Source organism: Pseudomonas sp. TREG-RG-20F-10-E-6-01, from assembly GCF_022662455.1.
Classification (GTDB): Bacteria; Pseudomonadota; Gammaproteobacteria; order Pseudomonadales; family Pseudomonadaceae; genus Aquipseudomonas.
In genome coordinates this window covers 235,208-251,355 of record NZ_JAKNQP010000001.1, presented here as the reverse complement: position 1 = coordinate 251,355, position 16,148 = coordinate 235,208, and the positions used below count along the sequence as shown (strand labels likewise).

General features: G+C 60.1%; 22 protein-coding genes. 13 read left to right on the top strand and 9 right to left on the bottom strand.

Translation table 11 applies throughout. From position 1 onward, the window contains the following. The 3 genes from L8K08_RS01265 (at position 1) to L8K08_RS01255 (ending at position 2,025) form a co-directional block, all read left to right on the top strand. The gene (locus L8K08_RS01265; RefSeq protein ID WP_178119709.1) at positions 1-606 is read left to right on the top strand and encodes an arylesterase; all 606 of its coding nucleotides are present in this window, start codon (positions 1-3) and stop codon (positions 604-606) included. Positions 607-664: 58 nt separating this feature from the next. Further along, a complete protein-coding gene (locus L8K08_RS01260; protein ID WP_016972348.1) occupies positions 665-958 on the top strand; it encodes a hypothetical protein in 294 nt (97 codons plus the stop codon). 95 nt (positions 959-1,053) lie between these two features. Further along, complete coding sequence (locus tag L8K08_RS01255; RefSeq protein WP_145163219.1) at positions 1,054-2,025, top strand: L,D-transpeptidase family protein; 972 nt, start codon at positions 1,054-1,056, stop codon at positions 2,023-2,025. 134 nt (positions 2,026-2,159) lie between these two features. Here the strand turns inward: L8K08_RS01255 and oprI are convergent, their stop codons facing one another. Beyond that, positions 2,160-2,411, bottom strand: coding sequence for an outer membrane lipoprotei OprI (oprI, locus tag L8K08_RS01250; RefSeq protein ID WP_003172710.1), 252 nt, complete (start codon positions 2,409-2,411; stop codon positions 2,160-2,162). Between the two features lie 612 nt (positions 2,412-3,023). Here oprI and L8K08_RS01245 point away from each other — a divergent pair. Further along, on the top strand, positions 3,024-3,305 hold the full coding sequence (locus tag L8K08_RS01245; protein WP_003189869.1) for a GNAT family N-acetyltransferase: 282 nt from the start codon (positions 3,024-3,026) through the stop codon (positions 3,303-3,305). Between the two features lie 66 nt (positions 3,306-3,371). On the opposite strand, the gene L8K08_RS01240 is transcribed toward L8K08_RS01245, so the two are convergent. Together L8K08_RS01240 and L8K08_RS01235 are read right to left on the bottom strand one after the other, a co-directional pair. Then, on the bottom strand, positions 3,372-4,448 hold the full coding sequence (locus L8K08_RS01240) for a 3-deoxy-7-phosphoheptulonate synthase (RefSeq protein ID WP_145163221.1): 1,077 nt from the start codon (positions 4,446-4,448) through the stop codon (positions 3,372-3,374). Between the two features lie 131 nt (positions 4,449-4,579). After that, complete coding sequence (locus L8K08_RS01235) at positions 4,580-5,014, bottom strand: PilZ domain-containing protein (protein ID WP_106576830.1); 435 nt, start codon at positions 5,012-5,014, stop codon at positions 4,580-4,582. Between L8K08_RS01235 and L8K08_RS01230 the strand changes: the two genes are divergently transcribed. From L8K08_RS01230 to cysB, 5 genes are all read left to right on the top strand, one after another. Beyond that, positions 5,013-5,399 carry a thioredoxin gene (locus tag L8K08_RS01230; protein ID WP_119739477.1) on the top strand — a complete coding sequence of 129 codons (387 nt, stop codon included), beginning with the start codon at positions 5,013-5,015 and terminating at the stop codon, positions 5,397-5,399. The two genes, L8K08_RS01235 and L8K08_RS01230, sit on opposite strands and share 2 nt — an antisense overlap. Then, positions 5,396-6,358, top strand: a complete 963-nt coding sequence (locus L8K08_RS01225) for a putative 2-dehydropantoate 2-reductase (protein ID WP_242193801.1) — start codon at positions 5,396-5,398, stop codon at positions 6,356-6,358. Before L8K08_RS01230 ends, L8K08_RS01225 begins: the two co-directional genes overlap by 4 nt. Positions 6,359-6,373: 15 nt before the next feature. Beyond that, a complete protein-coding gene (locus tag L8K08_RS01220) occupies positions 6,374-7,291 on the top strand; it encodes a 5'-nucleotidase (RefSeq protein ID WP_145163225.1) in 918 nt (305 codons plus the stop codon). A 66-nt stretch (positions 7,292-7,357) separates the two neighbouring features. Beyond that, positions 7,358-7,858, top strand: coding sequence for a universal stress protein (locus tag L8K08_RS01215; RefSeq protein WP_242193799.1), 501 nt, complete (start codon positions 7,358-7,360; stop codon positions 7,856-7,858). A gap of 103 nt (positions 7,859-7,961) precedes the next feature. Continuing rightward, complete coding sequence (gene cysB / locus L8K08_RS01210) at positions 7,962-8,936, top strand: HTH-type transcriptional regulator CysB (RefSeq protein ID WP_003189876.1); 975 nt, start codon at positions 7,962-7,964, stop codon at positions 8,934-8,936. A gap of 5 nt (positions 8,937-8,941) precedes the next feature. Here cysB and L8K08_RS01205 read toward each other — a convergent pair whose 3' ends face one another. After that, positions 8,942-9,424: a transcription elongation factor GreAB gene (locus L8K08_RS01205; protein ID WP_242193797.1), complete on the bottom strand. Its 483-nt coding sequence runs from the start codon at positions 9,422-9,424 to the stop codon at positions 8,942-8,944. Positions 9,425-9,429: 5 nt separating this feature from the next. Further along, the gene (locus L8K08_RS01200; protein ID WP_145163230.1) at positions 9,430-9,801 is read right to left on the bottom strand and encodes a hypothetical protein; all 372 of its coding nucleotides are present in this window, start codon (positions 9,799-9,801) and stop codon (positions 9,430-9,432) included. Positions 9,802-9,933: 132 nt separating this feature from the next. On the opposite strand from L8K08_RS01200, the gene earP reads away from it, so the two are divergent. Together earP and L8K08_RS01190 are read left to right on the top strand one after the other, a co-directional pair. Continuing rightward, positions 9,934-11,067 carry an elongation factor P maturation arginine rhamnosyltransferase EarP gene (gene earP, locus L8K08_RS01195; RefSeq protein ID WP_242193795.1) on the top strand — a complete coding sequence of 378 codons (1,134 nt, stop codon included), beginning with the start codon at positions 9,934-9,936 and terminating at the stop codon, positions 11,065-11,067. 49 nt (positions 11,068-11,116) lie between these two features. Continuing rightward, complete coding sequence (locus L8K08_RS01190; protein WP_003218698.1) at positions 11,117-11,689, top strand: elongation factor P; 573 nt, start codon at positions 11,117-11,119, stop codon at positions 11,687-11,689. A 266-nt stretch (positions 11,690-11,955) separates the two neighbouring features. On the opposite strand, the gene L8K08_RS01185 is transcribed toward L8K08_RS01190, so the two are convergent. The 3 genes from L8K08_RS01185 to L8K08_RS01175 all read right to left on the bottom strand — a co-directional run bounded on the left by L8K08_RS01185 (position 11,956) and on the right by L8K08_RS01175 (position 14,114). Continuing rightward, positions 11,956-12,375, bottom strand: a complete 420-nt coding sequence (locus tag L8K08_RS01185; RefSeq protein ID WP_034126737.1) for an organic hydroperoxide resistance protein — start codon at positions 12,373-12,375, stop codon at positions 11,956-11,958. Positions 12,376-12,630: 255 nt separating this feature from the next. Beyond that, complete coding sequence (locus L8K08_RS01180) at positions 12,631-13,083, bottom strand: MarR family transcriptional regulator (RefSeq protein WP_179606946.1); 453 nt, start codon at positions 13,081-13,083, stop codon at positions 12,631-12,633. 80 nt (positions 13,084-13,163) lie between these two features. After that, the gene (locus tag L8K08_RS01175; RefSeq protein WP_145165132.1) at positions 13,164-14,114 is read right to left on the bottom strand and encodes a LysR family transcriptional regulator; all 951 of its coding nucleotides are present in this window, start codon (positions 14,112-14,114) and stop codon (positions 13,164-13,166) included. A 108-nt stretch (positions 14,115-14,222) separates the two neighbouring features. Here L8K08_RS01175 and L8K08_RS01170 point away from each other — a divergent pair, with 108 nt between their 5' ends. Then, complete coding sequence (locus tag L8K08_RS01170; RefSeq protein ID WP_106576820.1) at positions 14,223-14,972, top strand: sulfite exporter TauE/SafE family protein; 750 nt, start codon at positions 14,223-14,225, stop codon at positions 14,970-14,972. On the opposite strand, the gene L8K08_RS01165 is transcribed toward L8K08_RS01170, so the two are convergent. Beyond that, positions 14,962-15,816 carry a LysR family transcriptional regulator gene (locus L8K08_RS01165; protein ID WP_242193793.1) on the bottom strand — a complete coding sequence of 285 codons (855 nt, stop codon included), beginning with the start codon at positions 15,814-15,816 and terminating at the stop codon, positions 14,962-14,964. The genes L8K08_RS01170 and L8K08_RS01165 overlap by 11 nt on opposite strands. 97 nt (positions 15,817-15,913) lie before the next feature. Here L8K08_RS01165 and L8K08_RS01160 point away from each other — a divergent pair, with 97 nt between their 5' ends. After that, complete coding sequence (locus tag L8K08_RS01160) at positions 15,914-16,120, top strand: DUF1127 domain-containing protein (protein ID WP_234452476.1); 207 nt, start codon at positions 15,914-15,916, stop codon at positions 16,118-16,120. The last annotated feature ends 28 nt before the right edge of the window (positions 16,121-16,148 follow it).

The window sequence follows — 16,148 nt, the reverse complement described above, 5'->3', positions numbered from 1 at the left end:
ATGCGAATGTGGTTTTTGAGTGCTGGCCTGGCCTTGATGTGCATGGCCCAGAACGCAGCGGCGGGTACAGTCCTGATCGTTGGCGATAGTATCAGTGCCGGTTTCGGCCTGGATACCAGCAAAGGGTGGGTGGCCTTGCTGCAGCAGCGGCTCAAGCAGGAAGGTTTTGACGACAAAGTGGTCAATGCGTCCATCAGCGGCGACACCAGCGCAGGTGGCCTCGCGCGGCTGCCGGCGGCGCTTGCAGAGCATAAGCCGGACCTGGTGATTCTCGAGCTGGGCGGTAACGACGGCCTGCGCGGTCAGCCGCCAGCGCAATTGAAACAAAATCTTGCGTCGATGATTGACCAGTCCAAGGCCGGCGGCGCCAAGGTGCTGCTGCTGGGCATGCAGCTGCCGCCCAACTACGGTCCCAAATACACCACGGCGTTTGCCGAAGTGTATGGCGCCTTGGCCAAGGAAAAAAGTATCCCGCTGGTGCCGTTTTTCCTTGAAGGTGTGGGCGGCCATCCGGAGTTGATGCAGGCCGATCAGCTGCACCCGGCGGTCGGTGCCCAGGGCAAGTTGCTGGAAAATGTCTGGCCAACGCTAAAACCGCTGCTATGACGCTTTTATACCGGCAGGCTTTCGGCTAAGGTGGCGCCCCCCCGATCTGGAGCCCCCGATGTCGCGCCCTGCCTGGTCCCTGTTCAATTACCAACTGATCGAGCCTGACGAGCAGCTGGACCTGTTCGCCTGCCAGGAAGTTCGGGTGCATCTGGTCGCGCGTCAATTGGAGTTGGGCGGCTCGATCGATCGCACGCTTTGCGGGACTTTATTGCCCGCACAACCGCGTTGGTCATCTGTCGACCGCTCGATCTTTCAAGACCAGCGACTGTGCCCCCTGTGCCGAGCCATCCTCGAATCGCAGAAGCGTGGCACACCGCCGATCTGGCCGGAGCTGCGTTTCGAGCTGTAAAGACTTGCGCACGGTCGCAGGCCCTCTGCCTTCCCCTCTGACACCCGTGTACAATCAGTTTTTTCCTACCCGTCGTTCTGCGAAGGATTTTCCGGATGTTGTCGCGCCTTTCCGTCGTTTCCTGCTGCCTGTCCCTCGCTGCGCTCTGTGCAGCCGGTTCGGCATCAGCGCTGCAGTTGCCCTTGCCGCCGCCCGGTGAAGACATTGTCGGTCAGGTTCAGGTGATCAAGGCCAAGTACGAAGACACCTTCGCCGACCTTGGCACCACCTACGACCTGGGTTATTCGGAAATGGTCGCGGCCAACCCTGGCGTCGACGCCTGGTTGCCGGGGGCCGGTACCGAGATCGTGCTGCCGACGCGCTTCATCCTGCCGCCGGGTCCTCGCGAAGGCATTGTGATCAACCTGGCGGAATACCGGCTTTACTATTACCCCAAGGGCCAGAATGTGGTTTACACGTTCCCCTTGGGCATCGGCCGTGAAGGCTGGGGTTCGCCGGTCGCGCACACCACCATCACCGGCAAGATCCCCAACCCGACCTGGACGCCGCCCGCGTCGATCAAGGCCGAGCACGCTGCCAATGGTGACCCGCTGCCTAACGTGGTGCCTGCCGGTCCGGACAACCCACTGGGCCCGTTCAAGTTCACCCTGGGCACGCCGGGTTATTTGATTCACGGCTCCAACATGAAGTTTGGTATCGGCACGCGTACAAGCCACGGCTGCTTCCGCATGTTCAACAACAATGTGCTGGAGATGGCCGACATGGTGCCGGTCGGCACATCGGTGCGCATCATCAATGATGCCTACAAGTTCGGCAGCAGTGGCGGCAAGGTCTACCTTGAGGCGCATACACCGCTGAACGATGACGGCACGCCGTCCGTGGTCGACAAGCACACGGCGGTCATCAATGCCCTGCTCAAGCGCGAAGACCTGGCCAATAACCTGCGGGTGAACTGGGATCAGGTGCGCGATGTGGTGGCGGCCGAAGACGGTCTGCCAACGGAGATTGGTGTACCAGGCGCCACTGCGCCGGTGGCGTCCAGCACGCCGGTCGATCTGCAGCAGTAAGCCTGCTCGATCCCTGGCCCGCCTCAGCCTTGCGCTGTGGCGGGCTTTTTATTGCGCGGGCTTCAGGGCCGAATCCCGGGCAATAAAAAGCCGACCCAAGAATGGATCGGCTTGATAACAACCCCGAAGGATTATTACTTGCGGCTTGCTTTTTCAAGCATGCGCAGAGCGCGCTCGTTAGCTTCGTCAGCAGTCTGTTGTGCTTTTTGAGCAGCAGCCAGAGCTTCATCAGCTTTACGGTAGGCTTCGTCTGCACGAGCCTGGGAGCGAGCTGCTGCGTCTTCAGTTGCAGTCAGACGAGCTTCGGTTTCTTTGGAGACGCTGCTGCAACCGGTAGCCAGAACTGCGGCCAGAGCCAGAGCAGAGAATTTCAGAACGTTGTTCATCGTGTTCCCCTTCAAGGACTTTCTATTAAATGGCTACTTTCTCAGAGTGAGCGGATAGCCGGCGTACATACTACTCATTACTTGTAGTAAGTAAACTGACGTAGCGCAAGAAGCAAAAAAAATTCTTGCGCCGAATCTGTTTTGGCTAATCTTTAGGGGGTTTGTATAAAAACCCTCCAGGTTTTTTCATTTCCCTGGGAACTCGATCCAGGCTGAGAGGTCCGGCCCGCATGTGCCGGGTCCGGTAAACAGGTAAAGATTTATATATCGACGTTGACACTTTTTTTCAGTGGGCCGTTACCGCCTCGCGCATCTTTTGCGTATGTAGAGGTGACTTTAAGAGCGGCAGTTCGTCTCAAGATTCAACTGCCGGCAATGTTCAGGCTATCGATCACTGATTGATCGAGGCCCTTTCTGTAACCGCCAGCGGCAAGGGATGACGAGTGCGCCTTGAGCTATTGCAGCATTGGTGACTACTATTCCCTACGTGCTGGTTGTGAGCGCTATAGGTTTTCTCGTTGTCGAAACCGGCACGGGGTGGCGTAGATGTTCCTTCGCCGGAAAAACATCGGTAAGGTAGGGGTCAAAATCCAAGACCCGCGAGGAGTAGTGATGAGCGAGGCGTTGTCCATCCACCATGACCAGGCAGGTCATCAGTTCGAGACCAATGTGGACGGTCATCGTGCCTATCTGACCTATATGGACCTCGGTAAACAGACCCTGGATATCTATCGCACCTTCGTGCCCAACGCGTTGCGGGGCCGTGGCATTGCTGCGGCGTTGACCGAAGAAGCGTTGAAGTTCGCCGAAGAGGCCGGCTACACGGTGATCCCCTCGTGCTCTTATGTAGAGCGCTACATGGAGCGCCACCAGCGCCATGCCGCGAAGCTGTAACTGAGCGACCGCACCACGAAAAACGCCGGGCTAAGCCCGGCGTTTTTGTGTGCGCGATTCAGCGGTTCAAGTGCGTTTGCGTTTCGGCAATACGTCCTTGAGCTTGGCGTGCATGCTGCGCAGGGTGGTTTCGGTGGCGGACCAGTCGATGCACGCATCGGTGATCGACACGCCGTACTGCAAGTCGGCCAGGTCTTTTGGAATGGCCTGGCAACCCCAGTTCAGATGGCTCTCGACCATCAGGCCGATAATCGACTGGTTGCCTTCGAGGATCTGGTTGGCGACGTTTTCCATCACCAGTGGCTGCAGGGCCGGGTCCTTGTTGGAGTTGGCGTGGCTGCAGTCGACCATGATGTTCGGCTTGATGTTGGCCTTGTTCAGCGCCTGCTCGCACAGCGCAACGCTGACCGAATCATAGTTGGGTTTGCCGTTGCCGCCGCGCAAGACCACGTGACCATAGGCGTTGCCCTTGGTGGTGACGATGGACACGCCACCTTCCTGGTTGATCCCCAGGAAGCGGTGCGGGCTGGACACCGATTGCAGCGCGTTGATCGCGACGGTCAGGCCGCCATCGGTGCCGTTTTTGAAACCCACGGCCGAAGACAGGCCGGACGCCATTTCGCGGTGAGTCTGGGATTCGGTGGTGCGCGCGCCGATGGCCGACCAGCTGATCAGGTCCTGCAGGTACTGCGGGGAGATCGGGTCGAGGGCTTCGGTGGCGGTGGGCAGGCCCATTTCGGCCAGGTCCAGCAGCAATTGACGACCGATGTGCAAGCCGTCCTGAATCTTGAACGAGTCGTCCAGGTACGGGTCGTTGATCAAACCTTTCCAGCCGACGGTAGTGCGCGGTTTCTCGAAGTAGACGCGCATCACCAGGTACAAGGTGTCGGACACTTCAGCCGCCAGCACTTTGAGGCGCTCGGCGTATTCGTGGGCAGCCTTGAGGTCGTGGATCGAGCAAGGGCCGATCACCACAAAGAGGCGGTGGTCGGTGCCGTCGAGAATGTCACGGATGACTTCGCGGCCCTTGGTGACGGTCTGCAGGGCAGCGTCGCTCAAAGGGATTTCGCGCTTGAGCTGATCGGGCGTGATCAGGGTCTCGTTGGATTCGACGTTAAGGTCATTGATCGGTAAATCAGCCATCGTGTTACTCGTCAGGGTCACGGGTGCCGGCCGCCAGCCATCCCCGTGCGGCGGAGCACAGCATGATTTGAATGCAGGGGGGAGGAACCTTAGCGCGTAACACGGGCCCGCGACAATGGGCAAAACCGGCTTTAATCCAGCGCCGGCGCCACAAAAGTCTCGCGGGAGAACTCACCGGCATGGCGCGAGACCCACTCGCGAGCCATGGCTTCGAGTTGCGCAGGCGTCGGCTCGGCGTCTTCGTGCAAGCGGCAGTAGCGTTCGATCTGGCACACTTGCTCGCCCATTCGCGCACCGAACAAGGCGTGTTCATCGGTAAAAGAGATGCCGATGCGATAGCCTTTTTCAAGCTTGCGACACCAGGCTACATAGCCCGGATAACGGGCGCTGGCGCCCAGGGAGGGGATGCGCAGATCAACCGCCGTGCCCTGGCGCCAGGCACGCGGGCAATTGCAGGCGACGCCGCCCAGGCCGATAGTGTGCAGGCGTTGGCGGGGAATGGCAGGAGCGGGGCGTTGGATTAACTCGACAGCGACATCATCAGGGTGAGGTAAAAAACGACCCATGTACACGGACTCCGAGCACCGTCCAGTTGACGGCGGTGGCAGCAGTATAGTGAAGGAACTGGAATTGACCGACCTGGATATTGACCAGCAGCTGCTGGGATTGCCAGGTATTTCGCTGGTGGTGTTTACCAGTGTCGGTTGTTCCAGTTGCCGCTGGGCACGCCAGCAGCTGCCCGGCTGGCGTTTGCCGGTCGACCGCGTGTGCTGGGTGGATGCCGGGCACAACGGCGGTGCGGTCGAGCGCTACCAGATCTTTCATTTGCCCGCGTTGTTCCTCGTGTGCGAGGGTCAATTTCTTGGGCAGTTGCACACCCGTCTTGCACTTGCCGACCTCACCGAGGCAGTGAATCAAGCACTTACCCGCACACCAGAGGATTTGCCATGACCGCAGTTGCATCCCCGTCGCCACGCATTGGCATTATCGGCACCGGTGCTATCGGTGGGTTCTACGGCGTGATGCTGGCGCGTGCCGGGTTCGACGTGCACTTCCTGTTGCGCAGCGAATACGCGGCGGTCAGCGAGCACGGCCTGCACCTCAACAGTACGCTGCATGGCAAGTTGCACCTGCACCCGGTGCAGGCCTACGCCCGCGCTGCGGACATGCCGGCGTGCGACTGGCTGCTGGTGGGCACCAAATCCACCGGTAACGTGGACCTCGCGCCGACCATCGCCCAGGTCGCCGCGCCGGACGCCAAGGTGGTGCTGTTGCAAAACGGCCTCGACGTCGAGGACAGCCTGCGCGAACACCTGCCGCCGTCGCTGCACTTGCTGGGTGGCCTGTGCTACATCGGCGTGCACCGCTCTGCGCCGGGCGTCGTCGAGCATCAGGCCTTGGGCCGGGTCAATCTTGGTTACCACAGCGGCACAGCGGCCAACGATGAATCGCGCCAGCAGGCGATTGTCGAAGAGGGCGCCGCGCTGTTTCACCAGGCCGGTATCGAGTCCCAGGCCATGGCCAATGTACACCAGGCTCGCTGGCACAAGCTGGTGTGGAATGTGCCGTATAACGGCCTCTCCGTGTTGCTGGGCACTGGCACCACCGCGTTGATGGCTGATGAATCGAGCCGCGAGTTGATCCAGGCATTGATGGCTGAAGTGGTCAAAGGCGCGCACGCCTGCGGCCATGAAATCCCTGCCAGTTACGCCGAGCAGATGTTCGCCATGACCGAAACCATGGACGACTACCTGCCCAGCATGTATCACGACCATGTGCACAAACGTCCGTTGGAACTGGCGGCGATCTACGCCCGGCCATTGGCCGCCGCAAAAGCGGCGGGTTGCGAATTGCCACGCATGCAGGCGCTTTACCAGGCCTTGAGTTTTATTGATCGGCACAACCGCTGATTCGGGGGAAACACCATGGCGAAGGGATTGGGCGACAAACTGGTGCTGGCGATTTCATCGCGTGCACTGTTCGACCTGAGTGACAGTCACAAGGTCTACCTGGCCGAAGGGGTAGAGGCTTACCGCAAGTACCAGATCGAGCACGAGGAAGAAACCCTCGAGCCTGGCGATGCCTTTCCTTTGGTCAAGAAGCTCTTGAGCCTTAACGCCAGCTTGGGCCGGGCCCGCGTCGAAGTGGTGCTGGTGTCGCGCAACAGTGCCGACACCGGCTTGCGCGTGTTCAATTCGATCCAGCATTACGGCCTGGATATTTCCCGCGCCGCGTTCGTCGGCGGGCGCAGTCCCTATCCTTACCTGGCCGCATTTGGCTGCCATCTGTTTCTGTCGACCCATGCCGAAGATGTGCGCAGTGCACTGGATGCCGGGTTTGCCGCGGCGACGATTCTGTCGGGCGGCCCGCATCGGGCCTCGAGTGAAGAATTGCGGATTGCGTTCGACGGCGATGCGGTGCTGTTTTCCGATGAGTCCGAGCGTGTCTATCAATCAGGCGGGCTGGAGGCGTTTCTGGCCAACGAGCGCGAGTCGGCGCGCCAGCCGTTGCACGGTGGTCCGTTCAAGGGGTTCCTAGCGGCGCTTAACGTGTTGCAGAGCGAGTTCGCAGACGAGGCGTGCCCGATTCGCACAGCGTTGGTCACCGCGCGTTCGGCGCCTTCCCACGAGCGGGTGATTCGCACCCTGCGCGAATGGGATATCCGTCTGGACGAGTCGTTGTTCCTCGGTGGTCTGGAGAAATCCGCGTTCCTGGAGGCGTTCGCCGCCGATGTGTTTTTCGATGACCAGGCCGGTCATTGCGAGAAGGCCAGGGAGGTGGTGGCCACCGGGCATGTGCCCCACGGCATCAGCAATGAGTTGAAAATCCACACCGAGAGCTGAGCCCCAGTCCCGCAGGCGCTGCTAAGCTCATTCAATCCCCGCCATCCTGGCCGTCCAGGAGGTTCTATGATTCGTTCGATGCTGTACGCCACGGACCTCGGTCTGTATGCGCCCTATGTCATGCAGCATGCGCTGGCACTGGCCCGAACGTTCAAGGCGGATTTGTATGTGATTCATGTGGTCGAGCCGCTCGGGCTGTTCGCCGAATCGGTGTTGCAAAGCTACCTTGATGAGAAAGCCCTGAACGAATGGCAGAGCCAGGGGCTGACCACGGTGATGGCAACCATCGAGCAGCGGGTGCTGGACAGTTTTCGCGAGGAGCTGGGGGAAGGGGAGCAGGACCTGAAATTGATTCGCTCGGTGCGCGTGATCCAGGGCGACCCGTGCGAGGTGATTCTCGACCAGCTGCGAAAACTTTCCGTCGACTTGTTGATCGTAGGAAGTCACAGCCACGCAACGGCCGCTGCCACGCCGCTGGGGCGCACGGCCGCAAGGGTGCTGCAGTTGGCGACGGTGCCGGTCTATATGGTGCCCTCGCTGCAGCGCCGGCGCAGTGACGATGCCTGATCGGTAAAAACGATAAAAAGTTCTAGATTTATCCGTCTAACCTTTAATATAGTTATATACCGTCGCTGATACCCGTGGCGTCTATCTGCTTTGAGGGACACATATGAAGCTTCAACAACTGCGCTACATCTGGGAAGTGGCGCACCACGACCTCAACGTTTCCGCTACCGCTCAAAGCCTTTACACCTCGCAACCCGGTATCAGCAAGCAGATCCGCCTGCTCGAAGACGAGCTGGGCGTCGAAGTGTTCGCGCGCAGCGGCAAGCACTTGACCCGCGTCACCCCGGCCGGCGAGCGCATCATCACCACCGCCGGCGAGATCCTGCGCAAAGTCGAAAGCATCAAGCAGATTGCCCAGGAATTCTCCAACGAGAAAAAAGGCACCCTGTCGATCGCCACCACGCACACCCAGGCGCGTTATGCCTTGCCGCCGGTGATCCGCGATTTCATCAAGCAATACCCGGACGTCGCCCTGCACATGCACCAGGGATCGCCGATGCAGATCGCCGAGATGGCCGCTGACGGCACCGTCGATTTCGCCATCGCCACCGAAGCCCTCGAGCTGTTCGGCGACCTGGTGATGATGCCGTGCTACCGCTGGAACCGTTGCGTGGTCGTGCCCCAGGGTCACCCGTTGGCCAAGCTGCCGAAGTTGACCCTCGAAGCCCTGGCCGAATACCCGATCGTGACTTACGTGTTCGGTTTCACCGGCCGCTCCAAGCTCGACGAAGCCTTCAGCCATCGCGGCCTTACGCCGAAAGTGGTGTTTACCGCAGCCGACGCCGACGTGATCAAGACTTACGTCCGACTGGGCCTGGGCGTGGGTATCGTGGCCAAGATGGCGGTCGATACCAACCTCGACAAAGACCTGGTGGTGCTCGACGCCAGCGAGCTGTTCGAGTCCAGCGTGACCAAGATCGGTTTCCGTCGTGGCACGTTCCTGCGTGGCTTCATGTGCGACTTCATCGAGAAATTCGCGCCGCACCTGACCCGCGAAGTCATGGCCAAGGCGATCCAGTGCCACAACAAGCAAGAACTGGAAGAGCTGTTTGACGGCGTAGAACTGCCCGTCCACTGAGTGGCTTATCGGGCCTCGGTAACCGTGAAGTGTTGCCGGGCGCCCGCCACCAGAATCTCCACCTCATCACCCTCGAACTTGCCCAGCAGGCTTTTGCCCAGCGGCGAGCGCGGGGTGATGACGGTCACCGGTTGCCCCACTACGTCAACCTTCAAGCCCGCCGCATCCGGCGCCAGGAACAGCCACTGCTGGCGACCGTTCTCGTCTTCCAAACCCAGTAGCGCGCCGACTTCTATGCCGCGCTGATCGTCGTAAGCACGCAACTGCAGGTTCTGGCACAGCGCCAGCGACTGCTTGATTTCTTCGACGCGCTTGGCTTGCCCGACCGCGAGGTAAGACGCTTCCAGCCCCAGCGTGTCGTATTTGTTCTCGGCGATATTCTCTTCGTGGGTCGCGGTCTCGTAGGCGGTCTGCGCGGCGCGCTGGGCAATGTCGAGGTCGACGGTGAGTTTTTCCAGGATCAACTGGAGGACGGCGTGCTTATTCATGGGCATCAATCGCAGAATTGCAGGACATTCGCCTTGCTCTTTTCATTGGGCGCGTTCTGGTCCTGTTGCAGCCAGAACTGGCATTTGGGGTTGGACAGGTTGCGCGCGTTGTTGCGCGCCTGGTCCAGGGTTTGCTGTTGTTCCTGCTTGCGAAGGTTTTCCTGGTACTGCTCGAACATACGGTTCGGCGGCTCTGGCGCAACAACGCTGGCGGGCTTGCCCAGTTGCTGGACGGCCTGCGCCACCGGCGCCAGGCTTTGCGGGAACACGTAGCGCGACGCCAGCCAGGTGGTCAGCACAATGGCGATAAACCCCAGCCACAGGCCGAACGCCACTGCGATACTGAGCTTGAACAGCGACAACGAACGATCAGACATAGTGGCCTCCTGGCGGGCATTTGCGGCGTGGCGGCGATTGTCGCACAGCCACTGTGCAGAATAATCGCGATCAAGCCTTCTGCATCGGCGCATTTATGCGGACAATCGAGCCTTTGAGTGTTGGAGCCCGGAATGAAAGCCCGCTGGGATATTTTTTGCAGCGTCGTCGACAACTACGGCGACATCGGCGTGACCTGGCGCCTGGCCCGGCAATTGGTGGTGGAGCACGCCTGCGACGTGCGCTTGTGGGTCGATGACTTGCGTGCTTTTGAACGCATGTGCCCAGAGATTGATGTGCAACTGAACCAGCAATGGCTGGAGGGCGTAGAGGTGTGCCATTGGCCGGCACAATGGCGCGACTCGCCTTGCGCCGATGTCGTGATCGCAGCCTTTGCCTGCCAGTTGCCACCTGAGTACATGGAAGCCATGGCCGCGCGCGACCGCACGCCGTTGTGGATGAACCTGGACTACCTCAGCGCTGAAGACTGGGTGGTGGGTTGCCATCGCCTGCCGTCGGTGAAGTTCAAGGGCGTACAGAAGTATTTCTTCTTTCCTGGCTTTCGGCCGGGCACTGGCGGGCTTTTACGCGAAGGCGGCTTGCTGGAGCAGCGTCAGGCTTTTCAAGAGGATCGCGCCGCACAGCGACAATTCCTGCAAGCGCTGGGCGTATTTCCGGCAGATGGCGCGCGTTTGATGTCGCTGTTTGCCTACGAAAACGCCGGGCTCGCCGGTTGGCTGGACGTGCTGGCGACGGACGGGCGTGCCACTCATCTGTTGGTGCCGGAAGGCCGCATCCTTGGCGATGTGCAGCGCTGGCTCGGCGTGGAAGGGCTTGCGGTGGGGGCGGTGCATCAGCGCGATGCCCTGACGGTGCAGGTATTGCCGTTCGTACGCCAGGAGCAATATGACCGCCTGCTGTGGTGCTGCGACTTCAACGCCGTGCGCGGCGAAGACTCGTTCGTACGCGCCCAATGGGCCGGTCGGCCGATGCTGTGGCACATCTATCGCCAGGACGAAGACATCCATCTGGACAAGCTTGATGCCTTCCTGCAGCTGTACACCGGCGCCTTATCGCCCGCCGCCAAGGCAGCGGTGGTTGCCCTTTGGCAAGCCTGGAACGCTGATGGCGATATGGCACAACCGTGGAAAATGCTGCTGGAGCACTGGCCAGAGGTGTGTCAGAACGCCCAGGCGTGGTGTCTGGAACAAGGCTTGCAGGCTGATCTTGCGACGGCGCTGGTACAGTTTTATGAAAGTTGGATATGATACGCGACCTTGATTTTTGTAAATCCCATCCAAATTTCGGATATACGCAATGAAAACTGGTAAAGAACTGAAACCCGGTACAGTGATCCGTCTCGAAAACGACCCTTGGCTGGTTCAGAAAGCTGAGTTCACCAAGTCTGGTCGTAACAGCGCAATCATGAAGACCAAGCTGAAGAACCTGCTGACCGGTTACAAGACCGAGATCGTTTACAGCGCCGACGACAAACTGGACGACGTGATCCTCGACCGCAAAGAAGCGACCCTGTCCTTCATCAGCGGCGACACCTACACGTTCATGGACACCACCGACTACACCATGTACGAGCTGAACGCTGAAGATATCGAAGCTGTTCTGCCGTTCGTTGAAGAAGGCATGGAAGACGTCTGCGAAGCGATCTTCTTCGAAGACCGCCTGGTTTCCGTAGAGCTGCCTACCACTATCGTGCGTAAAGTTGCCTACACCGAAGGTTCCGCTCGCGGCGACACTTCGGGCAAGGTCATGAAGCCTGCCAAACTGGCTAACGGTACCGAGCTGCAAGTGGCTGATTTCATCGAAATCGACGACCTGATCGAGATCGACACCCGTGAAGGTGGTTCGTACAAAGGTCGCGCCAAGAAGTAATTCTGGCCCCGCCGATACGAAAAAAAGCCCGACCTTGAGTCGGGCTTTTTCATGGGCGCCTGTTTAGTTCAGGTGTTGCTTGAGCGCTTGCGAGGTCTGCTGCAAGGCTGAACGGACTTCCGGCACCTTGGGTCGCGCCTTAGGCCTGGTTGATCGCCACCGGGTAATGCGCTTGCGGCGAACGCGGTGTTGATCGACAGCGCGAGCAGGGTGCCGAGGGCTTTACCCATTATGTTCATGGCCTTCTCCAGTGGCGGCAAAGGGCATCAGACAGTCACGTGCAGGCGCACATCGACGTTGCCACGGGTGGCGTTGGAGTACGGGCAGACTTGGTGAGCCGCGTCGACCAGGCTTTGCGCATCATCCTGCGCCAGGCCCGGCAGGCTCACGTGCAAGTCGATGTCCAGGCCGAAACCGCCGGGGATTTGACCGATGCCGACGTGGGCAGTGATCGAAGCGTCATCCGGGATTTTGCGTTTGGTCTGGCTGGCGACGAACTTCAGTGCGCCGATGAAGCAGGCCGAGTAGCCGGCCGCGAACAGTTGCTCAGGGTTGGTGGCTTGGCCGCCGGCGCCGCCCAGCTCTTTGGGGGTGGAGAGTTTGACGTCGAGGATGTTGTCGCTGGAAACAGCACGACCATCACGGCCGCCAGTGGCGGTGGCTACTGCGGTATAGAGCGTTTGCATGGTGTCGTCCTCTTGGGTTTTTAGCGCTAAATGTTTGCGCGCTAAGTAGTTGGTGAGGGCGAATGTATAGCGCTAATGTTTAGCGCGCAAGATAAATTTACAGAAATCTTTTCCGGACGTTATTTTCTGGCACATACCCAAACAAATGTGGGAGCTGGCTTGCCTGCGATTGCGCAGTGTCAGCCAATGCATTCATGACTGATGTACCGCGATCGCAGGCAAGCCAGCTCCCACCTTTTTACTGCGTGAATGCCTTTAAATGGCGTCTTGCAGATTTCCCCGCAAGGCAATCAAATCACTTTGCAACTTGCGCAACTGCTCCAGCTGTAACCCGCTGGCGCCGAGGATGCACTGCGGAATCCCCATGGCCTTTTCCTGCAACGCACGGCCGGCCTGGGTCAATTCCACCACCACCACACGTTCATCTTCGCGGCTGCGGGTCCGGCTGAGCAGGCCTTCGGCCTCCAACCGCTTGAGCAGCGGCGTCAGCGAACCCGGATCGGTCAGCAGGCGAGTGCTGATTTCGCCGACGGTCAAACCATCCTCTTCCCACAGCACCATCATCGCCAGGTACTGCGGATAGGTCAGGCCGAGGGCTTGCAGCAGTGGCTTGTAGACCTTGGTCATCAGCAACGAAGTGGAGTGCAGGGCGAAACACAGCTGGTTATCCAGCATGAGGGATTCGCAAGGGTCGGGATTTTTGCGCATGACAGTGCCTCGAAAAAGCGTATATGGGCTGGAATCTAGCGATCAAACCTTTAATGCGCCAGATAATTCTGGCTATTGGGTCAGACCAGGCCGCTTTGTAATGCCAGATCCCAGGGCGGTACTGGGCTGAAGCGGGACTTGAGGTATTCCAGCAGCAGGCGGCTGCGTGCATTGGCCTGCTGTTCCAGACGCAGCGCGTAAATGCCGGTGGTTTCCGGGCTGGGCAGGCCGTTTTCGCAAAACAGCGGTAATAACTCACCACGCACCAGGTATTCACTGGCCAGCCACGTCGGCAAGTGCGCGATGCCCAGCCCAGCGAGCGCGCCGCACAGCAGTGCTTCGGCATTATTGGCACTCAGGCGAATGCGTTGCGGGCGATAGGTGGCGCGGCGCCCGTCCAGCTCGAAGCGCCAGGCGAACATCGGCGCCAGGCCGTCCCAGTCGAGGCCATCATGCTCGCTCAGGTCCCGAGGATGGGTCGGCGTGCCACGGCTTTTGAGGTAAGCGGGGCTGGCGCAGGCGATGCGCACGATGCTGGCCAATGGCGTGGCGATCAAGCGGGTGTCGACGATGTGCCCGGCGCGCAGCACCAGGTCGACCTTGCCCAAGTGGGCGCCCTGCATGTCGACAAAGCTGTCGATCAAATGCAGGTGCACATCCAGCCCCGGATACACGTTCAGAAAGTCGGCAATCACCGGCGCCAAGTGCCGTCGGCCGAAGGCTGCCGGCGCGTCCACGCGGATCAGGCCCTCCGGCGCGTGGCTCAACGATACCGCCTCGGCCCGGGCCAGTTGCAACTCGCTGACAATCCGTCGCGCCCGTTCGGCAAACGCCAGGCCTGCCGGTGTTGGCACCACGGCATGGGTGCTGCGCTGAAACAAGCGGCTGCCGACCGAGCTTTCCAGGCTGTCAATGCGCCGAGCCACTGCCGAAGGGGTCAGCGGATGGCGGCGGGCGGCGGCGGAAAAACTGCCGGTTTCCAGCACATCAAGAAACAGGCTCAGTTGGTCGGTCAAGGTATTGGGGTTCATGAGGAGGCGCTTATGCGAGTTCGGCACAGCCATTGTGCGTTGCTGTGCGTTTCCACGCCACAGGCGACTGCGTAGCATGCTTCGCCTGGGCTTTTGGAGTGATGCGCGGTGTTGGATTTAGCGATGTACCTGGTATTGGGCGCAGCCCTGGGCACGGTCGGCGGCCTGTTCGGCATTGGCGGCGGGCTGATTGCCATCCCGGTGTTGGGCGTGTTGTTTGGGCTGGATCAACAGCTCGCCCAAGGCACCGCGCTGGTGATGGTGGTGCCCAATGTGATGCTGGCGCTTTGGCGTTATCACCAGCGTAACCGTATCGAATTGCGCCACGCGTTGCCGTTGGGTGTCATGGGTTTCTGCTTTGCCTGGCTGGGCTCGATCTGGGCGGTGGGCCTGGACGCCGGCGCGATGCGCATCGGTTTTATTGCATTCCTGCTGACGCTCTCCGCTTACAACTTGCTGCGCATGTTCACTCGCAATGCGCCGCCGACTGCGCAGATGCGTTATTCCTGGCCTTGGCTCGGCGTGCTCGGCGCTGCCTCGGGTTCCATGGGCGGCTTGTTTGGCGTGGGTGGCGCAGTGGTGGCGACGCCGGTGCTGACCAGTCTTTTCGGTACCACCCAAGTGGTCGCTCAAGGCCTGTCGCTGGCGTTGGCGCTGCCCAGTACCAGCGTGACCCTGGTCACCTACGCCTGGCACCAGGAGGTGGATTGGATGATCGGCGTGCCATTGGCGGTCGGTGGCCTGCTCAGTATCAGTTGGGGGGTAAAAGTTGCCCACGCGCTGCCGGAACGGGTATTGCGCGGCCTGTTCTGCGGCTTTCTGGCGGTGTGCGCGGTGATGCTGACGTTTAAAGTCTGAAGCCTTCGAGGATGTATTCGGCCAGGCATTCGGTGATGGGCGAGGCCATCGCCGGGTTGCGTAGCAGGCGCAGGCTCATCGACGGCAGAGGCGGAAAGCCTTCATCGCTGCCCAGGATCCGTAAGTCGTCGGTCACCAGGCCTTCCATGCTGACCATCACCGCCAGCCCCGAGCCGACCACGGCTTGAATCGCCGCGACGTTGGAGCTGTGGTACGCCAGGCGATAATCGATGCCGGCAGCATCCAGCGCGCTGCGGGTCCATTGGGTGCAAAAGCTGTCGACGCCGGAAATAGCCAGGGGCAAGGTCTCGTGCTCATCCACGCAGAAGCACGGCGCCGCCACCCAGACCATGCGCTCACTGCGCAGCAATTCGCCGATTTCATTGCCGGGCTCGCGGCTGATCACGGTCAGCGCCAGGTCGCGCCGCTGCATCAACACCGCCGACGACTCGCAGTGCATTTCGATCTGGATCAGCGGGTAGGCCTTGGAAAACCGTTTGAGAATCCCCGGCAGGAAACGCATCACGTAATCATCCGGCGTGCCGATGCGCACCAGCCCGACCATGTGAGGTTCGCGCAGGGTGTTGAACACCTCACTGTGCAGTTTCAGGATGCGCCGCGCATAACCCAGCAATACCTGGCCTTCGGCCGTCAGCCGCACTTGACGACCGTCGCGCTCGAACAGCTTGCGCTGCAGCACGTCTTCTTCGAGGCGCTTCATTTGCATGCTCACCGCCGACTGTGTGCGGTTGACCAGTTCACCGGCGCGGGTAAAGCCGCCCTGATCGGCGATGGCGACGAAGGTGCGCAGCACTTCAGTGTCGATGCTTGGGTAGCCGGACAATTGATCAATCTCCGAGATGTATTACATAAGAAACATTCGTTGGATTGATCATAGTGCCAGGCACACACTCTCGTCATCCCCATTGGAGGGCGAGAAGATGAAAGGTCAGAAAGGTTTTGTGTTGATGACGAAACGTCCGTTTTCCGGATTTTTCCAGCGGGTTGCCCGGTGGCAGGCGCTGCACCATGAGCGCCAGGCGCTGGCGAGTTTGAGCGACGATGCGCTCAAGGACATCGGGCTTAATCGGGGCGATGTGGAGCAGGACAGTCACCTGCATTTCTGGCAAGACCCGCTGCGAAAGTAACCTGGAATGCAGTAGGGTTGTCGGCGAG

What these genes read in the sequence shown, in the direction of transcription:
- L8K08_RS01185 (WP_034126737.1), bottom strand. Translation starts at nt 12,375, where the DNA reads ATGCAAACGCTCTATACCGCAGTAGCCACCGCCACTGGCGGCCGTGAT.
- L8K08_RS01260 (WP_016972348.1), top strand. Translation starts at nt 665, where the DNA reads ATGTCGCGCCCTGCCTGGTCCCTGTTCAATTACCAACTGATCGAGCCT.
- L8K08_RS01175 (WP_145165132.1), bottom strand. Translation starts at nt 14,114, where the DNA reads ATGAACCCCAATACCTTGACCGACCAACTGAGCCTGTTTCTTGATGTG.
- L8K08_RS01235 (WP_106576830.1), bottom strand. Translation starts at nt 5,014, where the DNA reads ATGGGTCGTTTTTTACCTCACCCTGATGATGTCGCTGTCGAGTTAATC.
- oprI (WP_003172710.1), bottom strand. Translation starts at nt 2,411, where the DNA reads ATGAACAACGTTCTGAAATTCTCTGCTCTGGCTCTGGCCGCAGTTCTG.
- L8K08_RS01230 (WP_119739477.1), top strand. Translation starts at nt 5,013, where the DNA reads ATGTACACGGACTCCGAGCACCGTCCAGTTGACGGCGGTGGCAGCAGT.
- cysB (WP_003189876.1), top strand. Translation starts at nt 7,962, where the DNA reads ATGAAGCTTCAACAACTGCGCTACATCTGGGAAGTGGCGCACCACGAC.
- L8K08_RS01225 (WP_242193801.1), top strand. Translation starts at nt 5,396, where the DNA reads ATGACCGCAGTTGCATCCCCGTCGCCACGCATTGGCATTATCGGCACC.
- L8K08_RS01265 (WP_178119709.1), top strand. Translation starts at nt 1, where the DNA reads ATGCGAATGTGGTTTTTGAGTGCTGGCCTGGCCTTGATGTGCATGGCC.
- earP (WP_242193795.1), top strand. Translation starts at nt 9,934, where the DNA reads ATGAAAGCCCGCTGGGATATTTTTTGCAGCGTCGTCGACAACTACGGC.
- L8K08_RS01180 (WP_179606946.1), bottom strand. Translation starts at nt 13,083, where the DNA reads ATGCGCAAAAATCCCGACCCTTGCGAATCCCTCATGCTGGATAACCAG.
- L8K08_RS01240 (WP_145163221.1), bottom strand. Translation starts at nt 4,448, where the DNA reads ATGGCTGATTTACCGATCAATGACCTTAACGTCGAATCCAACGAGACC.
- L8K08_RS01205 (WP_242193797.1), bottom strand. Translation starts at nt 9,424, where the DNA reads ATGAATAAGCACGCCGTCCTCCAGTTGATCCTGGAAAAACTCACCGTC.
- L8K08_RS01245 (WP_003189869.1), top strand. Translation starts at nt 3,024, where the DNA reads ATGAGCGAGGCGTTGTCCATCCACCATGACCAGGCAGGTCATCAGTTC.
- L8K08_RS01255 (WP_145163219.1), top strand. Translation starts at nt 1,054, where the DNA reads ATGTTGTCGCGCCTTTCCGTCGTTTCCTGCTGCCTGTCCCTCGCTGCG.
- L8K08_RS01220 (WP_145163225.1), top strand. Translation starts at nt 6,374, where the DNA reads ATGGCGAAGGGATTGGGCGACAAACTGGTGCTGGCGATTTCATCGCGT.
- L8K08_RS01200 (WP_145163230.1), bottom strand. Translation starts at nt 9,801, where the DNA reads ATGTCTGATCGTTCGTTGTCGCTGTTCAAGCTCAGTATCGCAGTGGCG.
- L8K08_RS01190 (WP_003218698.1), top strand. Translation starts at nt 11,117, where the DNA reads ATGAAAACTGGTAAAGAACTGAAACCCGGTACAGTGATCCGTCTCGAA.
- L8K08_RS01215 (WP_242193799.1), top strand. Translation starts at nt 7,358, where the DNA reads ATGATTCGTTCGATGCTGTACGCCACGGACCTCGGTCTGTATGCGCCC.
- L8K08_RS01160 (WP_234452476.1), top strand. Translation starts at nt 15,914, where the DNA reads ATGAAAGGTCAGAAAGGTTTTGTGTTGATGACGAAACGTCCGTTTTCC.